Genomic DNA, 19573 nt, shown 5'->3' on the forward strand with positions numbered 1-19573 from the left:
GCGGCGCCGGGTGCCTAAAACCCGGCGCCTGAACGACATTTTCACGAATCCGGGGAACAGGACATGCGCGCCGAAACCGCGACGCTCGTCGACGACATCAAGCAGGCCATAAGCCTGCTGAGGAGGCATCTTTGACTGGGACGAGTCCGTCAAACGCCTGGAATATCTGAACGCACGCGCCGAGGATCCCGACCTCTGGAACGACGCCGCCGAAGCGCAGAAGCTCATGCAGGAGCGCCAGCGCCTCGAGGACATGATCAGCGCCATTCGCGATTTCGACCAGATCCTTGAAGACAGCGTCGAACTCATCGCCATGGGCGAGGAGGAAGACGACCAGGAAACCATCGGCGAGGCCGAACAGGCAATCCGTGACCTGCAGGGCGCGATCGACAAGCGGTCGGTCGAGGCGCTGCTGTCCGGCGAGGCCGATTCGAACGATACCTTCATGGAAATCCATTCCGGTGCCGGCGGTACGGAGAGTCAGGACTGGGCGTCGATGCTGTTGCGCATGTACACGCGCTGGGCCGAGCGCCGCGGCTTCAAGGTCGAGGTCGTCGAAGTCCAGGCCGGCGAGGAAGCGGGCATCAAGTCGGCGACGATCCAGGTGAAAGGCCACAACGCCTATGGCTGGATGAAGACGGAATCGGGCGTCCACCGGCTGGTGCGCATCTCGCCCTACGATTCCAACGCGCGCCGTCACACCTCCTTCGCCTCGGCTTGGGTCTATCCCGTGATCGACGACTCGATCGACATCGAAGTCGCCGAAAGCGATTGCCGCATCGACACCTATCGCGCCTCAGGCGCAGGCGGCCAGCACGTCAACACGACCGACTCGGCCGTGCGTATCACGCACATTCCGAGCGGCATCGTCGTGCAGTGCCAGGCCGAACGCTCGCAGCACAAGAACCGGGCGAGGGCCTGGGACATGCTGCGCGCGCGCCTGTACGAGGAAGAGCTGAAGCGGCGCGAGGCCGAGGCCAATGCGACCGAGGCCACCAAGACCGAGATCGGCTGGGGCCACCAGATTCGCTCATACGTTCTCCAGCCCTACCAGCTCGTGAAGGATCTGCGCACCGGCGTGGAATCGACGGCGCCCTCGGACGTGCTCGACGGCGACCTCGACGAGTTCATGGAAGCAGCGCTCGCGCACCGGGTTCATGGCGGCGATATCGAAGTCGAGGATGTCGAGTAGGATCAGGCGACCGCCTGATCCGATTTCTCGATCAGGTCCGGCCATTCGCCGATCATCCCGGCGAAGGCCGCGTCGTCCATATGGTCGATATAGCGCTCGCCGGCCGGACCCAGCGCCTGCATGTCGTAGCTGACGATCACGTCGGTCGAACCGGGGCCGCGCGCCCGGCAGCGCACCTCGACGAAGGCCGCCCGATTGCCGGGCGTCAGCCGAAAATAGCGCACGTGATGGCTTTCCGGCTCCCATTCGAGGCAGGTCCACCATGTCCGCTCATCGCCATTGCCGGTTGCAAACAGCATGTCTTTCCGGGTCTCGCCGCTGTCCGGTGCGAAATAATCCGGCTTCCAGCCCGGAACCCATTCTTCTTCACCCTTGGGGGTGAACAGGGGGAAGGCGTCGCCGACCGCGCGTTCGACCACGAATTCATGGCTGAAAGCCTTTCTCACCGGTCTTCCTCCGACAGTTTGTGCGCATCGGCTGCGGTCATCCGGCATTCATAGACATCCCGCAGCTTTTCGATCGCGGCCAGCGTCTCCTCCGAGAAGGGCTGCTTGCCCTCGAAGGCATGCAACACGATCCCTTCCAGAAGGTCTCCGAGGCTCATTTCCTTGTATTCGGCGAGACCCTTCAGGACTTTCAGAAGCGGTGACGCGATGCGGACACCGGTCTGTGTCCGCTCGATTTTCTCAGGTGTTACCATGGTAACATTATAGCGAACTGCTGAAAGTTCTCAAGTGCCGAAACGAACCGGTTTTGTGTTCCTCGATGGGTGGCGACCCCGGAAAATTCTTTGGAAATCAGGGATGAATCGCCTGTGACGCAACGCACAGCGATGGAACCGACCTGCGGGTAGGTTCGTTTCAAATCCTGACAAGGAGCAAAACAATGGAACCGATCGTTGCTGTAATGCTGATACTTGGTTGCGACCACTCGATGATGGTCTGCCGCCAGGCCGACCAGCCGGTTCACTATGCCTCCGTCGAAAGCTGCGAAGCAGACAGGGACCTGCGCGTGCGCTTAGTCGACAAATATCCGATGGCCGTCGCGGAGTGCATCGAGGTCCCGGAACTGGGATCCGACCGCAAGGTCGTCATCGACTGGCGCGTGGACGCTGCCGGAGGCCTTCTCGCCGAGGCGCGCCTGCGCGATGTCGGCCCGCTGACCGCGAAAGCGGAACTGCGCACCACCGCCGCCGGCGGCGTGTGATCGCAAGATACTCCCAACTCCATCAAAACGGCGCGGCACACTCTGCCGCGCCGTTTTTGCGTTCTGCCTTGTTTCGCGGTTGCGTTGGGTCTTTGATGGGATGTCAGCCGACGAACGAGGATGCGGGCGATGCGGGATTTCGCGAATTCATGGCAATTCTGGGCGCTTCTCGCGGCTGCATTCGCAGCACTGACCGCCATTTTCGCCAAGGTTGGCATCAGCGGCGTCAACTCCAACTTCGCGACCCTGTTTCGCACGCTGGTCGTGGTGGCCGCGCTTGCGCCATTGCTTTGGTTCACCGGGGAGTATCAGAGCCTGTCCACGCTGTCGGCGAAGACGGTCACGTTTCTCGTCCTGTCCGGGCTCGCGACCGGCGCATCATGGCTTTGCTATTTCCGGGCGCTGCAACTGGGGCAGGCGGGACAGGTCGCGCCCGTCGATAAGCTCAGCGTCGTCTTCGTCGCGATCATTGGAGCCCTGTTCCTGGGCGAACGGCTCTCCCTGACGGGTTGGAGCGGTGTCGCGCTCATCGCTGGCGGGGCCATTCTGGTTGCCGTGGGGTGACGGTCAGTCGCTGCCGGCGTTCCATCCTTCGGAAAGGCGGCGATTGAGTTCGTTCATGTCGGCCAGGATCAGGCCGCCGCGCGAACGCTCGACGATATTCTCGCGCTCCATCTTCGCGATCTCGCGGCTGACGACTTCGCGCCTGCAGCCGATGCGCTCTGCCAGTTCAAGCTGGATTGGCGGCGGCGAGACGATCCGCTGTCCGTCGTGCCCCTTGCGCGGCCGGGACAGCCTTATCAGTTCGGAATAGAGCCGATACTTGGCCGGAAGGAAGGCATGTTCGGCAAGGCGTGTGTTGAGCGACCGGATCAAGATCGACATCGAGCGCATCAGTTGCAGGGCGACATCCGGCGAATCGCGCAGGATCGCCAGGAAAACCGATTGCGGCACGGTGATCACGCGGGTGCGCGTCATTGCGGTGACGTTGGCCGAACGCGTGGTGCCGTCGATCGCGGCCAGTTCTCCGAAAAACTCCCCATCGGCGAATTCGCCGAGGATGACCTCGCGCCCGGTGGCGATCCGCAGGATGACCCTGACGCGGCCCGACTGGATGAGGAAAACACTATGGCTGGAATCGTCGAAATCGAGCACCAGCTCGTTGGCGCCGTAGTCACCCGAACGCACCATCGCGGAGAAGCGCTGGTCCTGCTCGTCGGTGAGTGTCTCAAACAGCGAAAACGACTTCAGGGAAACCATAGCAGTGTCCGGAAGGAAGTTGCGAAACGGAGGCCGTCATATGGTTGCATGTTTGCCACGCGAGTCAAGCCGAACCCCGGAAGCCTGTGAGGCTTCCGGGGCGGGAACGGGAGACGTCGGGCGGGGCATTGACCGTCGTCTCCCCGGAGCGGATTGCCTTAGTAGTAAGGCGAGATGCAGGGCTTGCGGTAGCCGGAGTTGGACATGAAGGAGTTGTCCTCCATCCGGTAGGTCTTGTACTTCGCGAAGCACCAGTTGTAGTGCGCGTTGGCGCTTCCGGTCGCCTGGTTCTTCTTGTTGGCGTTGGCAAGCGCGGCGCCGGCGATGAGGCCGCCCACAATGCCGATGGCAGCGGCCGTTCCGGCGTTCATGCCCTTGGGACCGGGAGCCGGCGGAACCGGCTTCGCCGGGGGCGCCTTGAAATTGCCGGGCTTGCAGAGCCACGGTTTCGTTGCGCAGATGCCCGGGCCCTGCGGGTTGAACACGAGGTTCTTCGGCGGCTGGGCGTTGGCGGTGGTGACCGGCACGATGCCGCTGACCAGAAGCGTTGCGGCGGTTGCGACAGAGGCGACGGTGTTCTTGAGCGAGATGGTTTTCATGATCTTCTTCCCTTTGCGGTGCCGCTGTGTTGCGGCGTTGGGAAGAAGGTAGGCGATCCCGCAAAATACGTGTGTGCGATCGGTCACAAGGTGTGACAGGTCACGGTTTTCCGGACTTCTGCGCATGCGCGACCGCGATTTTCGCGGCAAGGCGCGCATTGTTCTCGACCAAGGCGATATTGGTTTTCAGGCTGCGCCCGTCGGTGATTTCGAGGATGCGCGCGAGAAGCCAGGGCGTGACCGCCTTGCCGCCGATGCCGGCATCCGCCGCCTCGGAAATGCCGCGCTCGATGAATGTCGCCATCTCCGTCAGCGGGATCTCGTCGGATTCGGGAACCGGATTGGCGACGAGCACGCCGCCATGGCCGAAACCCGAAAGCCGCGCGCGCATGACCATGAAGTCGGCGATCGCTGCCGCATCATCGAGCCGAAGCGTGGCGGTGAGGCCGGAATCGCGGGACCAGAAGGCCGGAAATGCGTCCTGCCCATAGGCGATGACGGGCACGCCGCGCGTCTCCAGTACCTCGAGCGTCTTCGGCAGATCGAGAATGGCTTTCGCGCCCGCGCAGACGACCGTGACCGGCGTACGCGCCAGTTCGTCGAGATCGGCGGAGATGTCGAAACTGGTCTCCGCGCCGCGGTGGACGCCGCCAATGCCGCCGGTGGCGAAGACCGGGATGCCCGCCGTGTGCGCGGCCATCATCGTGGCGGCGACGGTGGTTCCGCCGGTCAGCCTGCGCGCCATGGCAAAGGCGAGGTCGGCGCGCGACAGTTTCAGCGGGTCCTTCGCCCGGGCAAGCGCTTCGGCCTGCTCTTCGGTGAGCCCGACATGGAGCACGCCGCCGATCACCGCGATCGTCGCCGGGACCGCGCCGTTGTCGCGGATCAGCGTTTCGACCGAACGGGCCATGGCGAGATTGTCCGGATAGGGCATGCCATGCGTGATGATGGTCGATTCCAGCGCGACGACCGGCTGCCCGGTTTCGAGCGCTTGTGCGACCTCTTGCGACGGGATGATGGGGATCACGCGTTTGCTTCCTTTTCCAGTGTTTCGAGTTCGCGGACAGTGGTGGCCGCGCGGATGGCGTCGAATTCCGCGCCCGTGAGCGCCTGTGCGATCGGACCTTCGACGCGAAGTGTCAATTGCGCCGCGGCTACGCCGGACCGGACCGCCTCCGCGAGGCCGGAAATGTTGTCTTTCGAAAGCGCCGCCAGCGTGGCGCCGGCCAATGCGTCTCCGGCGCCGGTCACGTCGGCGACCTTCGCCGCGGGGGGCGGAATGACAGCCCGGCGGGCTTCGCCATCCAGCACGAGCACCGCGCGCGACCCGTCGGTGATCACCGCGCGGGAAAAGCCGAGCGCAGCGAGACCGTCGAGGCACTGCCGGGCGTCATCGCGACCGGTGAGGGCCTTTGCCTCGCGCCTGTTCATGAAGACCGTGTGGATGCGTGATGCGATCGCGGTGAGCCGTGGCGCTTTTGCGGGCGAGATCGCGATTGCGAAGATCGGACCGGCCGCGCGCTCTGCCACCGCGCGCAGCGCGGCTTCGGGAAGATTGGCATCGACGAGAATCGCACGTGCGTTCGAGAGCGCCTCGCGCAATGCTTTCCGGCGCAATTGGCGGGGAAGGGCGGTTTCATAGATCGCCATGTCGGCCAGTCCGGCGATCTGCTCGCCGTCGCCGGAGAGGATCGCGGTGTAGCTCGCGGTGCGGCGATCGAGGAAGACGGCCGACAGGTCGGCGATCCCGGCGTTTTCGATCGTCTCGGCGAGAATCGCACCATCGTGGTCGCCGCCGCGCGCCGAGATCAGTGCCGCCGGCGCCGTGCCGCGCAGCACGGCGTTGCGAAGCGCGTTCAGCGCCCCGCCGCCGACCGAGGTGACGAGGCGGCCGGGATTGGACGCGCCGGCATGAAAGACGCCGCTCACATGGCCGATTCGGTCCATATGCGCGCCGCCGACGCCGAGAAGCGCCCATCCTTCATGATCGTCTTCGCCGTTCACCGCTCGTCTGTCTCCGAAAACACTGGTCAATGAATGAAGAATCAGGTCAGCGTCAATCGCACACCACCCGCATCGGACACCTCGAGGACCGGCATCCGGAAAGGGTGCAGGGGGAACATAAACAAAACAAAATCCGGTTTTCTAAATTTATCAATAAGTTATACGATTTGCAAAAAAGGAACAAATCGCGTACAAACAAACTTGAGATTTTACAGTCTGCGCGGTTGCGGCGATAACCCAAGGGTGAGAAACATGGCTCAGAACAGTTTGCGTCTGGTTGAGGACAAACAGGTGGACAAGTCGAAAGCATTGGATGCGGCGCTCTCGCAGATCGAGAGGACCTTCGGCAAGGGGTCCATCATGCGGCTGGGCGCCAATGAACAGGTCGTCGAGATCGAAACGGTTTCAACCGGCTCGCTCGGCCTCGATATCGCGCTGGGGATCGGCGGGCTTCCCAAGGGACGCATCATCGAGATCTACGGTCCGGAAAGCTCGGGCAAGACGACGCTGGCGCTCCAGGTCGTTGCCGAAGCGCAGAAGAGTGGCGGCATCTGCGCCTTCGTCGATGCCGAGCACGCACTCGACCCGGTTTATGCGCGCAAGCTTGGCGTCGCGCTGGAAGATCTGTTGATCTCGCAGCCGGACACCGGCGAGCAGGCGCTCGAGATCGCCGACACGCTGGTGCGCTCCGGCGCCTGTGACGTGCTGGTGATCGACTCGGTTGCTGCACTCACGCCGCGCGCGGAGATCGAGGGCGAGATGGGCGATTCGCTGCCGGGCCTTCAGGCAAGGCTGATGAGCCAGGCGCTGCGCAAGCTCACCGCGTCGATCTCGCGTTCCAACACGATGGTGATCTTCATCAACCAGATCCGCATGAAGATCGGCGTGATGTTCGGCTCGCCTGAGACGACGACCGGCGGCAATGCGCTCAAATTCTATGCCTCGGTCCGCCTCGACATCCGCCGGATCGGCGCGGTCAAGGATCGCGACGAGGTGGTCGGTAACCAGACCCGCGTCAAGGTCGTGAAGAACAAGATGGCGCCGCCCTTCAAGCAGGTCGAATTCGACATCATGTATGGCGAGGGCGTTTCGAAGACCGGCGAACTGATCGATCTCGGCGTGAAGGCGGGTATCGTCGAGAAGTCGGGCGCATGGTTCTCCTATGACAGCCAGCGGCTCGGGCAGGGGCGGGAGAACTCCAAGCAGTTCCTGCGTGAGAACCCGATGATCGCCGACGAGATCGAACTCGCGTTGCGTCAGAATGCCGGCCTGATCGCCGAGAAGTTCCTGGAAGGCGGTCCCGGGGAGGACGACACCGCCGCCGAAGGGTAACGCAGCGGCCGGATCGCTCCGGCCCGCTACCGAAAGACATGGGCAAGGCCCGGTGTGCTTCTGGCGCTCCGGGCCTTTCGCTTGATTGATCCGGCCGCCTGACCGATATGCTGGACAGAGCCGGGTCCGATTGAGTAAGGCAATGGCCTTTCCGGAGCTTTCCCGCGCTCCTTGCAGGCAGGATTTCATGAGCAGCGTCAACGACATTCGAAAGACATTTCTCGACTATTTCGCGCAGAACGAACATGAGGTCGTTGCGTCGAGCCCGCTGGTTCCGCACAACGACCCGACGCTGATGTTCGTCAATGCCGGGATGGTGCAGTTCAAGAACGTCTTCACCGGTCTGGAAAAGCGGCCCTATTCGCGCGCCGTAACATCGCAGAAATGCGTGCGCGCCGGCGGCAAGCACAACGACCTCGACAATGTCGGCTACACCGCGCGTCACCACACCTTCTTCGAGATGCTGGGCAATTTCTCTTTCGGCGACTATTTCAAGGAACGCGCGATCGAGCTTGCCTGGAACCTGATCACCAAGGAATACGGCATACCAGCCGACAAGCTGCTCGTGACGGTCTACCACACGGATGACGACGCGTTCTCGCTCTGGAAGAAGATCGCCGGCCTGCCGGACGAAAAGATCATTCGCATCCCGACCCATGACAATTTCTGGGCGATGGGCGACACCGGTCCGTGTGGACCGTGCTCGGAGATCTTCTACGATCACGGCGAGGGCATCCCGGGCGGCCCGCCCGGAAGCCCGGACGAGGATGGCGACCGGTTCATCGAGATCTGGAACCTCGTCTTCATGCAATACGAGCAGATGACCGTCGATGAGCGTGTCGACCTGCCGCGTCCGTCCATCGACACCGGCATGGGTCTCGAGCGCATCGCTGCGGTGCTGCAGGGCGAACACGACAATTACGATATCGACCTGTTCCGCCACCTGATCGCGACGTCGGAGGAACTGACCAAAACGGCGGCGCAGGGCGCAAACCGCGCGAGCCACCGCGTCATCGCCGACCATCTGCGCGCATCCAGCTTCCTGATCGCGGACGGCGTTTTGCCCTCCAACGAGGGACGCGGCTATGTGCTGCGCCGCATCATGCGCCGCGCCATGCGCCACGCCGAACTGCTGGGCGTCAAGGAGCCGCTGATGCACCGGTTGGTGCCGGCACTGGTCCATGAGATGGGCCAGGCTTATCCGGAACTGGTGCGCGCCCAGCCGCTCGTCGAGGAAACGCTCCTGCTCGAGGAAACCCGCTTCCGTCGCACGCTTGATCGTGGCCTGTCCCTGCTCAACGAAGCCAGCGCCGGATTGGCCGAGGGCGACGCGCTCGACGGCGAGACCGCTTTCAAGCTCTACGATACCTATGGCTTCCCGCTCGACCTGACACAGGATGCTCTGCGTCAGCGCGGCGTCTCGGTCGACATGGACACGTTCAACGCCGCGATGGAAAGGCAGCGCGCCGAGGCGCGCGCCAACTGGCACGGCTCCGGTGACCAGGCGACGGAATCCGTATGGTTTTCGCTGCGCGAGAAATACGGCGCGACGGAATTCCTCGGCTACGAGGCGGAGAAGGCGGAAGGCGTCGTCTATGCGCTGGTGCGCGACGGCGAGGAACTCGCCGAGGCCAATACCGGCGACGAAGTCGCGATCATCGTCAACCAGACCCCGTTCTACGGCGAATCCGGTGGCCAGCAAGGTGACCGCGGCACGATCCGGACCGACGGCGTGACAGTGACGGTGACGGAAACGCAGAAAAAGGCCGACGGTCTCTTCGTGCATTTCGGAACGGTGACGGAAGGCGTGCTGAAGCCCGGAGATGAGGTCGAGCTGGAAATCGATCACGAGCGGCGCACGCGTCTGCGGTCCAACCACTCTGCCACGCACCTCATTCATGAGGCGCTGCGCGAGGTGCTCGGCACCCATGTGGCGCAGAAGGGCTCGCTTGTGGCCGCCGATCGCCTGCGCTTCGATTTCTCCCATCCCAAGCCGATGACGGCGGGCGAACTGGAGGAAGTTGCCGATATCGCCAACGAGATCATCCTCCAGAACGCCCCGGTGCGCACGCGGCTTATGGCGCTGGAAGATGCACGCGAGACGGGCGCCATGGCGCTGTTCGGCGAGAAATATGCCGACGAGGTCCGCGTCGTCTCGATGGGCACCGCGGAGCGCGGGGAGAAGAAGGGCAAGACCTACTCCATCGAACTGTGCGGCGGCACCCATGTCCGCAACACCGGCGAGATCGGCCTGACCCATGTCATCGCCGAAACCGCCGTGGCATCGGGCGTGCGCCGTATCGAGGCGCTGACGGGCGATGCGGCGCGCGATTATCTGGCCGAACAGGACGAGCGCGTGCGTGCGGTCGCGGCGGTGCTCAAGACCAATCCGGACGATATCCTGCCGCGCATCGAGGCGCTGGTCGAGGAACGCCGCAAGCTAGAACGCGAACTGACCGAAGCCAAGAAGGCGCTGGCGCTTGCCGGTCCGGCGGGCGGAGCCGGTGAAGGCCCCGAAGAGGTCGCCGGAACGAAATTTGTCGGCCGCGTCGTCGAAGGCGTTTCGCCGAAGGATCTGAAGCCGATGGCCGACGAGGCCAAGCAATCGCTCGGCAGCGGTGTCGTCGTGTTCGCGGCGTCCTCGGAGGACGGCAAGGGCAGCGTCGTGGTTGCCGTCACGGGCGACCTGACGGACAAGTTCAGCGCCGTCGATCTCGTCAGGGTCGCGTCTGTCGCGCTTGGCGGGAAGGGCGGCGGCGGCCGCCCGGACATGGCGCAGGCCGGCGGACCGGATGGCGCGAACGCCAAGGCGGCGGTCGACGCGGTTCGTGAGGCGCTCGCCGGGTAGAAGCGTCTACTCGGCCTTCGCTTTTATCCTGCGTAGCCGAACCAGCAACTGCCAGCCGAGGATCAGCGTGATAACACCCGCGCCGATCATCCATGCCGCGTTGGCGACGATATCCGCCAATTCGGCGATCGACTGGGCAAAGACGGCGCCGAGCGAAAGATAGCCGCCGATCCAGACGATTTCTCCGGCGATATCGGCCATGGAGAAGCGGTGCATGGGATGCGAGGACAGGCCGCTCGTCAGGTTGACATAGGGCCCGAGCGGACTGAACAGCCAGCGGCTGAGGAAGATCGAGCCGTCGCCCCATTTGCGCGTGAAGGCTTCCGCCTTGAGCAATTGCTTCTGCGCCGCCGGCCAACGGCCGATGCGGTCTCGTATGGCTGAGGCCGCGAAACGCCCGATCAGGTAACCGACATGGTCGCCGGCAACCGCGCCGGCCAGCCCCCACGCAAAAAGCTGCCAGAAGGACAGGTCGCCATCCGCCTGCAGGGCGCCGGCCGTCAGCAGCAGGATGGATGTCGGCAGGGGTATCCCGAATTGACCCGCCGCCACGATCGCGAAAAGAGCCGGAGCCCCGTAGACGGAAAAGACCGAAAGGATCGTCTCGGTCATTGCCCGTCTGTCGCCTCGTCGGCGCGGGCCTCGCGCAGCGCCGCGTTGACGCGGCCGATCAGCTCGTCGACCGGCACGCCGCGATCGGCGGCGATCCTCGCGATCGGCCGGCGGTCGCGGTCCTGTGGATCGAGGCCGAGAGCCTCGCGCACGGTTTCGATCTCGACGCGGTAGGATTTTGCGACATAGCCGGCCGGCATCCATCCGGCCACCGGCACGTCCTGATGGGCGGACCAGTAGATGAAGAACGCGGTCGTTCGGACGCCGAAGACGATCGTGAGGGAAAGGGCGATCGCGAAGGCGATCACCAGGAGCCTGTTGTGTTGCCAGAGGGTGCGGATCGTTTTGTTCAAACCGCCCCTCCGGCGTCAGGTTTCAAAGGTCAGGCCATGGCCTTCTGAAGGTTCTCGTCGATCTTGTCGAGGAACCCGGTCGTGGACAGCCAGGGCTGATCCGGACCGATGAGCAGGGCGAGATCCTTGGTCATGTGGCCGGATTCGACCGTATCGACGCAGACCTTTTCGAGCGTCGTGGCGAACCGCGCCAGCTCGGCATTGTCGTCGAGCTTGGCGCGGTGTGCGAGACCGCGCGTCCAGGCGAAAATCGAGGCGATCGAGTTCGTCGAGGTTTCCTGGCCGGCCTCGTGCTGGCGGAAGTGGCGTGTGACCGTGCCGTGCGCGGCTTCGGCCTCGACGGTCTTGCCGTCCGGCGTCATCAGGACCGAAGTCATCAGGCCGAGCGAACCGAAGCCCTGCGCGACCGTGTCGGACTGGACGTCGCCATCGTAGTTCTTGCAGGCCCACACATAGCCGCCGGACCATTTCAGGGCCGCTGCCACCATGTCGTCGATCAGACGGTGTTCGTACCAGATCTTGGCTTCCTCGAACTTGGCCTTGAACTCGGATTCGTAGATCTGCTGGAAGATGTCCTTGAAGCGCCCGTCATAGACCTTGAGGATTGTGTTCTTGGTCGACAGATAGACCGGCACCTTGCGCTGCAGGCCGTAATTGAGCGAGGCACGCGCGAAATCGGTGATGGAGTCGTCGAGGTTGTACATGCCCATGGCGACGCCGGCGGATGGCGCGTCGAAGACCTCGCGTTCGATTTCGGTGCCGTCTTCGCCGACGAATTTCATCGTCAGCTTGCCCTTGCCGGGGAAATGGAAGTCGGTGGCGCGGTACTGGTCGCCGAAGGCATGGCGGCCCACGATGATCGGCTGCGTCCAGCCTGGCACGAGGCGCGGGACGTTCTTGGCGATGATCGGCTCGCGGAAGATCACACCACCGAGGATGTTGCGGATCGTGCCGTTGGGCGAGCGATACATGCGCTTCAGGCCGAATTCCTCGACGCGCGCTTCGTCCGGCGTGATCGTCGCGCATTTCACGCCGACGCCGTATTCCTTGATGGCATTGGCCGCATCGACGGTGATCTGGTCGTCGGTCTCGTCGCGCTTCTCGATGCCAAGATCGTAATATTTGAGGTCGATATCGAGATAGGGGTGGATCAGCTTGTCCTTGATGAACTGCCAGATGATGCGGGTCATCTCGTCGCCGTCGAGCTCAACGACCGGATTGTCGACCTTGATCTTTGCCATGGGTTTCCTCGGTTGATTGTGCGCCGCAAACGCGGCTGTGGAGAGTGGCGTGGCTATAGCAAAGCCGTTTGTCGCGTGCAAACGGTGCCATCGTCGAAAACGACGCACTGGACAAGCAACCGACGCGCTGTTTCTGCACCGGGGATATTTCCATGTCGGCCCGGTTGTGGCAGGTGCGTGTTTTCCGGATCAGCGAACGGACATCATGGCGGGAACGGACAGAAAACGCGGCATGATCGCGGAGGGACCGGCGATCGTGCTGGTCGAGCCGCAGCTCGGCGAGAATATCGGCATGGTCGCGCGCGCGATGGCCAATTTCGGCCTTGCGGAATTGCGCCTCGTCAGCCCGCGCGACGGCTGGCCCAATCCGAAGGCCGAAGCAGCGGCGAGCGGTGCGATCCACGTGCTTGAAGGCGCGCGCCTGTTCGACAGCGTGGCCGAAGCGCTGACCGACTGTTCCTATGTCGTTGCGACGACCGCGCGCCAGCGCGAAGGTTTCAAGACCGTGCTCGGTCCGATGCAGGCGGCGGAAAACCTGCGCGCGCATTTCGGCGTCGGCAGCCGGACGGCAATCCTGTTCGGACGCGAACGCTTTGGCCTCGACAACGAGGAAGTCGGGCTTGCCGACGATATCGTGACGTTTCCCGTCAATCCGGCCTTCGCCTCGCTCAACCTGGCGCAGGCCGTGCTGCTGATGAGCTATGAATGGATGAAGTCCGGCATGAAGGACGCCGAAGACCTTCCTTTCGCCGGACCGGAATTCGCCATCGCGCCCAAGCAGGAACTCTTCGGCCTGTTCGACCAGATGGAGCAGGCGCTGGAGAGCCGCGGCTATTTCAGGCCGCCGGAGCGCAAACCCGTGCAGGTGGAGAACTACCGCGCGGTGCTGACGCGGGCCGGCTTTTCATCCGAGGAAATCCGGCTGCTGAGGGGTATCATCTCCAGCCTCGACAGGTTCTCGCCCTCCGCGCCGCGCGGCTCGGGCTCTCCCGGCGACGATCCGCGTCGCGCCTCGACCGGCGGAAAGCGCTCGAAGCGCAAGCCCGCGCCGGAGCGCTCCGATGACTGACCAGCGGCAGCGCACGGCGCTGTTCTTCGACAGCGGCATCGGCGGATTGTCGGTTCTTCGCGAGGCGCGCGTGCTGATGCCGGATTGGCGGTATGTCTATGTCGCCGACGACGCGGCCTTTCCCTATGGCGCGTGGGAGGAGGACGCTTTGCGCGAGCATATGACGGCGCTGTTCGCGCGGCTGCTCGACGACTACTCTCCCGCGCTCTCGGTGATCGCCTGCAACACAGCTTCCACGCTCGCCATCGACCATCTGCGCGCGGTCTTTCCCGGCGAAACCTTTGTCGGCACCGTGCCGGCGATCAAGCCCGCCGCGGAGCGTACGCGCTCCGGCATGGTTTCGGTTCTGGCGACGCCGGGTACAGTCAAGCGGCAATATACGCGTGAACTGATTCGCCAATATGCGCAGAAATGCCATGTCCGATTGGTTGGAAGCGACAATCTCGCCGCGATGGCGGAAACCTATGTGCGTGGCGAGATGGTGGACGAAGAGGCGGTAAGGCGCGAAATCGCGCCCTGTTTTCGCGAAGAGGATGGCCGGCGCACCGACATCGTGGTGCTCGCATGCACCCATTATCCGTTCCTGGTGAACCGGTTCAGAAAGATGGCGCCCTGGCCGGTCGACTGGATCGATACATCCGAGGCGATCGCGCGGCGCGCCCAGTCGCTTGCCGATACGATGGACACGCAGCCCGGACGGCCGGAAGGGCCCGATCTGGCGGTGTTTACCTCCGGCAAACCCACGCCGGAACTTGGCCGTCTGATGCAGGGCTTCGGCCTCACGATAGCCTAGGGCCGCCGCAGCTTGATTTTTGCGTGCCTTCGCTTAGTCTCGCTGATGGTGCCGCGGGGCGCCGCCCGGTCCACGGAGAGGCTTCATTGCCGCCCGCCTGACATGACTGACAGCCATTCGGCTTTCCTTTTCCCGATCAGTGGACCACGGGAGATGCGAGGGAAAGACCGATGACACGATCATCCGAAATATCCAATGAACCGGCACGCCTGGCGAGCTACCGCAAGGCGGCCAAGTCCCTGAAGCGCGCAGTACGCAACGGCGAGGGCGAGGCGCTGGCGCGCATAGCCATGACCGGTAAGCCCGCGTCGGCAATCCGCCATGCCGACTGCCTCCACGCAATCGCCCGCGAGGCGGGATATGGAAGCTGGCCGGCGTTGAAATTCGACATCGAGACCCGGGCGCTCGACCGGGAAGGCCGCCAGCGGCGGCTGGCGCAGGCGCTTTTCGAGGGCTGGAAACCGCAGGCCGAACGGTTGCTCGAAAGCGATCCGTCGCTTGCCGGCGGGCATCTCGGCCTGAAGGCGGCGCTCTATGACCGGCAGGCCGTGGCGGCCATACTCGAAAGAGACCCCGATGCGGCGACGCGACGGTTCGGAAGCCGTTCGCCTATCCTGTTCCTGACATTTTCGCGTTACTGGCGGATGTGGCCGGAAAGCGCTGATGACGCGATCGCCGTCGCCGATCTTCTGATCGAAAGCGGCGCGGACATCGACGACACGATGCCGGCCGATCCGCGCGAACCCGAGGGATTCAAGCTCTCCGCGCTCTATGGAGCGCTCGGCCATTCCGGACATGTGAAGCTGGCGCGACATCTGCTGGAGCGGGGGGCGACCCCGAACGACAACGAGTCCTTCTATCATGCGTGCGAACTCGGCCATCTCGACGGCATTCGCCTGCTGATGGAGCATGGTGCGACGCTCGACGGCACCAATGCCTTCTTCCGCATGCTCGATTTCGACAATCTGGAAGGCGCGCGGATGATGCTCGACTATGGCGCGGACCCGAACGAATGCCCGACCCAGTGGATGGTCGCGCATCGAAGCGAACGGGGCAATTCGCTCCATCACGCCATCAGGCGGGGCAGGGATGGCCGTTTCGTCGATCTCCTGCTGGATGCCGGCGCCGACCCTTCCGCGCTATATCTTGGTCATACCGCCTACGCGCTCGCCCGGATCTACGGCAACCGGGACGCCGCACGGGCGCTTGAGGAGAGGGGAGCGGCGTCGCCGCTTGCCGAGAATGAGCGATTCCTGGCGGCGGCAGTGGATGGGGATATGGCGGCTGTAGATGCTTTCAGGCACCGCTCGCGCGAACTGATCGCATCGCTGCATCCGGAGGAACAGGCGCTTCATATAGAAGTCGCGCGCATGGCCGGAGGTCTCGAACGTCTGAAGGCGCTTGTGGCTGCCGGCTTCGATCCCGACTATCGCGACCGGCAAGAGAACATCACGGCGCTTCACGGGGCCGCTTGGTTCGGGTTGGCGGATCATGTCGCTTTCCTGCTGCAATTTCCGCAGGATCTGGAACATCGCAACGTCCATGGAGCGAACGCACTTGGCACGGCGATCCACGGTTCGACGAATTGTCCGGAAGCGGCGGCCGGTGATTACGAGCGCACGGTCGAATTGCTGATCGAAGCGGGATGCTCGATCAATCCGGATCGCGGTGACCTGCTGATGGGAAGCGAAGCGGTTACGGCATTTATCGAGGCGGCACTGGCCGAAACGTGACGGTCGCGCGGCATCAGCTGATGCCGCGCACCCACGAAAAGGCGCGGCGGATCTCCGCCTCGCCGTCCTGCTCGAACCACTTGCCGTGCGCGATGACGACCTTGTCCGGATGACAGTCGATCATCCACTCGATAACGGGGCGCAGCCTGTCATGATGCCCGGCGAAGGTGGCGCGCATGTCGCGCGGCGCGCGCCCGTTCGGCGCCATCACGCCGATCAACTTGTACATGAACCGTGCGAGCCATCCGTGCAGGCGCTTGTCCTCGAAGTTTTCGATCAGGTCGGTCAGGATCAGCACCCGGGACGCCTTGTGGAAGAAGACGACTTCTTCGAGAACTTTGCTGCCGCGCGCGATGCGCTGATCGATTACCGGGGCCCAGTCGTCCGGGGGCAAATCGGAGAGATCGTCGGTGAAGGCCACCTCAGAGCGTTTGCGCACGTTTGGAGAGGCCCAGACCTTCGCGTCCGGAAACCGCTCCGCCCAGGCGCCGATCGATACGTGATGTATCGCGTTGGGCGAGACGAGATGCCTGACCGGCCCCAGGGCCTCGACCGCAGCCAGCAGGCTTTCGTCGGGGTGCGTTGGCGAATGCAGCCACAATCCGCCATCGGGCAGGCGGACGATCGTCATGCGGGTGGGGAAGGGCCATTTGACCGGAATGCCGTATCCCCATTGCAAAACCGGCCCGTTCACGATCCATATGTCGGGGCCGATCGCGATCGGTGTGTTCAGGGGCTCGTAGGGATCGTAGCTGCCGACCATGCGATGTTCCTCTTAGCGGGATTCGTCGCCGGAAATTTGCATGCGCGGGCAAGGTCTGTCGACAGCGCCTGGATCCGAAAAAACCGCAAAGCTTGACTATCCGCCGATTGCTTTATAAAGACCCGGCAGTGCAGGGCTTTCGGCCCTGCATTTTATTTGACGTATCCCGTGGACAGTATCGCAATGCGTGCGTGGGCTGTCCTGTCAGTCGGCGAAAAAGGCCGGCAGAGGAGGGTGCGTTTCCTTCGGTCCGGGACGTTGGTTCCGGACACAACCGTTTGAAAGGAAATGCGATGAGCAAGCGCGAATCGTCCAAGTACAAAATCGACCGCCGCATGGGCGAAAACATCTGGGGCCGTCCGAAGTCCCCGGTCAACCGCCGTGAATACGGCCCCGGCCAGCACGGCCAGCGCCGCAAGGGCAAGCTGTCCGATTTCGGCGTTCAGCTGCGCGCCAAGCAGAAGCTCAAGGGCTACTACGGCGACATCTCCGAAAAGCAGTTCCGCAAGGTCTATGAGGAAGCATCGCGTCGCAAGGGCGATACGCCGGAGCTTCTGATCGGCCTCCTGGAAAGCCGCCTCGACGCCATCGTCTACCGTGCGAAATTCGTTCCGACGATCTTCGCCGCGCGCCAGTTCGTCAATCACGGCCATGTCTTGGTCAACGGCACGCGCACGAATATCCCGTCTTTCCGCTGCCGCGTGGGTGACGTGATCGAAATCCGCGAGAAGTCGAAGCAGATGGCACTCGTTCTCGAAGCGACCCAGCTCGCCGAACGCGACGTGCCGGACTATATCGACGCCGACCACAACAAGATGGTCGCGACCTTCGCGCGCGTTCCCGCGCTCGGCGACGTACCGTATCCGGTGCAGATGGAACCGAACCTCGTGGTCGAGTTCTACTCGCGATAAGCCCGACGGCCATCGCGGACATCATTCGAACGGGACGGCATTCGCTGTCCCGTTTTTGCTTTGGGTGGGGCAGCTTCGCCATTTGCGCGACTGCGCATTTCATATGATCGACAACGCGTGTCTGATACGTGGAACCGGAGGAGTGGGGATATGACATCGGAATTGAAGCCGTCCCATGCGCGCGTCCCGCTGCTGGCTTACGCGCTCCTGTTTGCGATTTTCCTGTTCTGGACTGCTTACGGCCAGTGGTCCCAATACAATCTCGACCAGTTCGCGGACATGGTCGAGAACCACGCATGGGGCATTCGCTGGCAACTCGGAAACGTAAACCATCCGCCGCTCTTCGGCTGGATCACGGCCGCATGGTTCAAGATATTCCCGCGCACCGATCTTGCGTATCGCTTCCTCGCCGCGGCAAATATCGCCGTCAGCTTTCTCGTGATGCTGCACATCGCCAAGCGGTTCCTGAATTCGCGACAGATTGTCGTCGCCCTGGCAGTGGCGCTCGCGCTTCCTCTCCTTGGCTTCATGTCCCTGACTTACAACGCCAATTCGGCGATGTTGCCGTTCTGGGCGCTGTCATTTCTTGCCTATCTGCGGATCCTCGAAAAAGGACGGATCCCCGACGCATTGCAGTTGGGGCTCTGGACAGCCCTCGCCATGCTTTCGAAGTATCTTTCGGCGGTCTTGCTGCTCGCGATCCTTGTGCATTCGCTTGCCGATCCCTCCGCGCGTCGCCTGTGGCGGAGTGCCTTGCCAGTCGCTGCGGCTGCTGTCTTCGGCGTCGTGCTCATGCCGCATCTTGTCTGGCTGTATAGAAACGATTTCACCTCATTCGAATTCGCGGTCGCCAAGCAGGGCGCGCGTACCGCGTCGAATATCCTTGGGAGCCAAGTCGAGTTCTTTTTCGCGCAGGTGCTGTACGCCCTTCCGGGTTTCGGCGTGGCCGCGCTTCACCGGCGTTGGCGCGACGGGCAACCGTTGTTCGCCATGCACCAGTTCATGGCGCTGACCGAAACCGCACGCGGGCGCGCCTTGCTTTCGGTCGGGCTGCTGCCAATTCCCCTTACCATGCTGCTCGGGCTCGTCGTCTGGGCGCCGCTCACCAGCAACTGGTCGGTCCCGTTCTTCATTTTCGCGCCGATCCTCATCGTTTTGCAGTTGCCCGCGCCGCTTGTCGATCGGCATCCGAGGACGGCGCCGGTGTTCATCATAGGGTTCATTGCGTGCCTGCTGGCGCTGTCGCCTTTCATTCGCAGTATAGTGCTCTCGCAGGGACGCGCGAATTCGGACTTGCCGGTGGCGGATATCATTCACGAAGCGGACGACGTCTGGTTCGACATCACCGGCGCGCCGCTGATGTATACGAATGGCGACCGGATTCTCGCCTTCGGCGCAACGTTCTATTCGCGTTTCAAGCCCATGGCGTTCAACGAAAACGCACTCGTGCGGGGCGACTGGATCACGCGCGACGATATCGCCGAGCACGGATACATGATCCTGTGCCTGAGTGAGAGCTGTGCGGACAGGCCGGATTTCGAGGACAGGGGTGAGATCAAGCGGGTTCTGACCGTTCCGCCTCCCAAGGGGGCGTCTCGGAAAAGCGATTACGCCATCACCGTCTTTATTCGGCCGCCCGAGGGTTGACGGCGATAGC

The 19573-nt window shown here is 63.2% G+C and carries 20 protein-coding genes; 10 read left to right on the forward strand and 10 right to left on the reverse strand.

Annotation, left to right across the window (positions count from 1 at the left end; genetic code table 11):
- Nucleotides 1-63: 63 nt before the first annotated feature.
- Nucleotides 64-1192, forward strand: a protein-coding gene (gene prfB, locus LC343_RS18410) for a peptide chain release factor 2 (protein WP_223478637.1) whose coding sequence is annotated in 2 segments (ribosomal slippage) — nt 64-132 and nt 134-1192 — 1128 coding nt in all. Because the reading frame shifts where the segments join, the coding sequence is not laid out codon by codon here.
- Between the two features lie 2 nt (nt 1193-1194).
- On the opposite strand, the gene LC343_RS18415 is transcribed toward prfB, so the two are convergent.
- Both LC343_RS18415 and LC343_RS18420 read right to left on the reverse strand, forming a co-directional pair.
- A complete protein-coding gene (locus LC343_RS18415; RefSeq protein WP_223478638.1) occupies nt 1195-1638 on the reverse strand; it encodes a hypothetical protein in 444 nt (147 codons plus the stop codon).
- Nucleotides 1635-1892: a hypothetical protein gene (locus tag LC343_RS18420; protein ID WP_223478639.1), complete on the reverse strand. Its 258-nt coding sequence runs from the start codon at nt 1890-1892 to the stop codon at nt 1635-1637. Before LC343_RS18420 ends, LC343_RS18415 begins: the two co-directional genes overlap by 4 nt.
- Nucleotides 1893-2077: 185 nt before the next feature.
- Between LC343_RS18420 and LC343_RS18425 the strand changes: the two genes are divergently transcribed.
- Nucleotides 2078-2398, forward strand: coding sequence for a hypothetical protein (locus LC343_RS18425; protein ID WP_223478640.1), 321 nt, complete (start codon nt 2078-2080; stop codon nt 2396-2398).
- Between the two features lie 129 nt (nt 2399-2527).
- The gene (locus LC343_RS18430) at nt 2528-2962 is read left to right on the forward strand and encodes an EamA family transporter (protein WP_223478641.1); all 435 of its coding nucleotides are present in this window, start codon (nt 2528-2530) and stop codon (nt 2960-2962) included.
- 3 nt (nt 2963-2965) lie between these two features.
- On the opposite strand, the gene LC343_RS18435 is transcribed toward LC343_RS18430, so the two are convergent.
- The 4 genes from LC343_RS18435 to LC343_RS18450 form a co-directional block, all read right to left on the reverse strand.
- Nucleotides 2966-3658 (reverse strand): Crp/Fnr family transcriptional regulator, encoded by a 693-nt coding sequence (locus tag LC343_RS18435; protein ID WP_223478642.1) that lies wholly within the window; start codon nt 3656-3658, stop codon nt 2966-2968.
- Nucleotides 3659-3816: 158 nt separating this feature from the next.
- On the reverse strand, nt 3817-4257 hold the full coding sequence (locus tag LC343_RS18440) for a BA14K family protein (RefSeq protein ID WP_223478643.1): 441 nt from the start codon (nt 4255-4257) through the stop codon (nt 3817-3819).
- Between the two features lie 100 nt (nt 4258-4357).
- Complete coding sequence (locus LC343_RS18445; RefSeq protein ID WP_223478644.1) at nt 4358-5284, reverse strand: pseudouridine-5'-phosphate glycosidase; 927 nt, start codon at nt 5282-5284, stop codon at nt 4358-4360.
- Entirely contained in the window at nt 5281-6261 is a 981-nt protein-coding gene (locus LC343_RS18450; RefSeq protein ID WP_223478645.1) for a carbohydrate kinase family protein, read from the reverse strand. The genes LC343_RS18445 and LC343_RS18450 overlap by 4 nt, the downstream gene beginning before the upstream one ends.
- A 252-nt stretch (nt 6262-6513) precedes the next feature.
- Between LC343_RS18450 and recA the strand changes: the two genes are divergently transcribed.
- The gene (gene recA / locus LC343_RS18455; protein WP_223478646.1) at nt 6514-7593 is read left to right on the forward strand and encodes a recombinase RecA; all 1080 of its coding nucleotides are present in this window, start codon (nt 6514-6516) and stop codon (nt 7591-7593) included.
- Between the two features lie 187 nt (nt 7594-7780).
- Complete coding sequence (alaS, locus tag LC343_RS18460) at nt 7781-10441, forward strand: alanine--tRNA ligase (RefSeq protein WP_223478647.1); 2661 nt, start codon at nt 7781-7783, stop codon at nt 10439-10441.
- Between the two features lie 6 nt (nt 10442-10447).
- On the opposite strand, the gene LC343_RS18465 is transcribed toward alaS, so the two are convergent.
- The 3 genes from LC343_RS18465 to LC343_RS18475 are packed head-to-tail and all read right to left on the reverse strand — an operon-like array spanning nt 10448 to nt 12647.
- A complete protein-coding gene (locus LC343_RS18465) occupies nt 10448-11053 on the reverse strand; it encodes a DedA family protein (RefSeq protein WP_223478648.1) in 606 nt (201 codons plus the stop codon).
- Nucleotides 11050-11406 carry a hypothetical protein gene (locus LC343_RS18470; RefSeq protein ID WP_223478649.1) on the reverse strand — a complete coding sequence of 119 codons (357 nt, stop codon included), beginning with the start codon at nt 11404-11406 and terminating at the stop codon, nt 11050-11052. The genes LC343_RS18465 and LC343_RS18470 overlap by 4 nt, the downstream gene beginning before the upstream one ends.
- Nucleotides 11407-11435: 29 nt before the next feature.
- Entirely contained in the window at nt 11436-12647 is a 1212-nt protein-coding gene (locus LC343_RS18475) for an NADP-dependent isocitrate dehydrogenase (protein WP_223478650.1), read from the reverse strand.
- A 205-nt stretch (nt 12648-12852) separates the two neighbouring features.
- Here LC343_RS18475 and LC343_RS18480 point away from each other — a divergent pair, with 205 nt between their 5' ends.
- The 3 genes from LC343_RS18480 (at nt 12853) to LC343_RS18490 (ending at nt 16242) form a co-directional block, all read left to right on the forward strand.
- On the forward strand, nt 12853-13716 hold the full coding sequence (locus LC343_RS18480) for an RNA methyltransferase (protein WP_223478651.1): 864 nt from the start codon (nt 12853-12855) through the stop codon (nt 13714-13716).
- On the forward strand, nt 13709-14509 hold the full coding sequence (murI, locus tag LC343_RS18485) for a glutamate racemase (protein ID WP_223478652.1): 801 nt from the start codon (nt 13709-13711) through the stop codon (nt 14507-14509). The genes LC343_RS18480 and murI overlap by 8 nt, the downstream gene beginning before the upstream one ends.
- A 170-nt stretch (nt 14510-14679) precedes the next feature.
- Nucleotides 14680-16242 (forward strand): ankyrin repeat domain-containing protein, encoded by a 1563-nt coding sequence (locus LC343_RS18490; RefSeq protein ID WP_223478653.1) that lies wholly within the window; start codon nt 14680-14682, stop codon nt 16240-16242.
- A gap of 13 nt (nt 16243-16255) precedes the next feature.
- Here LC343_RS18490 and LC343_RS18495 read toward each other — a convergent pair whose 3' ends face one another.
- On the reverse strand, nt 16256-17005 hold the full coding sequence (locus LC343_RS18495; protein ID WP_223478654.1) for a DUF4336 domain-containing protein: 750 nt from the start codon (nt 17003-17005) through the stop codon (nt 16256-16258).
- Nucleotides 17006-17298: 293 nt separating this feature from the next.
- Here LC343_RS18495 and rpsD point away from each other — a divergent pair, with 293 nt between their 5' ends.
- Together rpsD and LC343_RS18505 are read left to right on the forward strand one after the other, a co-directional pair.
- On the forward strand, nt 17299-17916 hold the full coding sequence (gene rpsD / locus LC343_RS18500; RefSeq protein ID WP_223478655.1) for a 30S ribosomal protein S4: 618 nt from the start codon (nt 17299-17301) through the stop codon (nt 17914-17916).
- A 150-nt stretch (nt 17917-18066) separates the two neighbouring features.
- Nucleotides 18067-19563: a glycosyltransferase family 39 protein gene (locus tag LC343_RS18505; protein ID WP_223478656.1), complete on the forward strand. Its 1497-nt coding sequence runs from the start codon at nt 18067-18069 to the stop codon at nt 19561-19563.
- Nucleotides 19564-19573: the final 10 nt, after the last annotated feature.

It is taken from the genome of Oricola indica, from assembly GCF_019966595.1.
Taxonomy (GTDB): domain Bacteria; phylum Pseudomonadota; class Alphaproteobacteria; order Rhizobiales; family Rhizobiaceae; genus Oricola; species Oricola indica.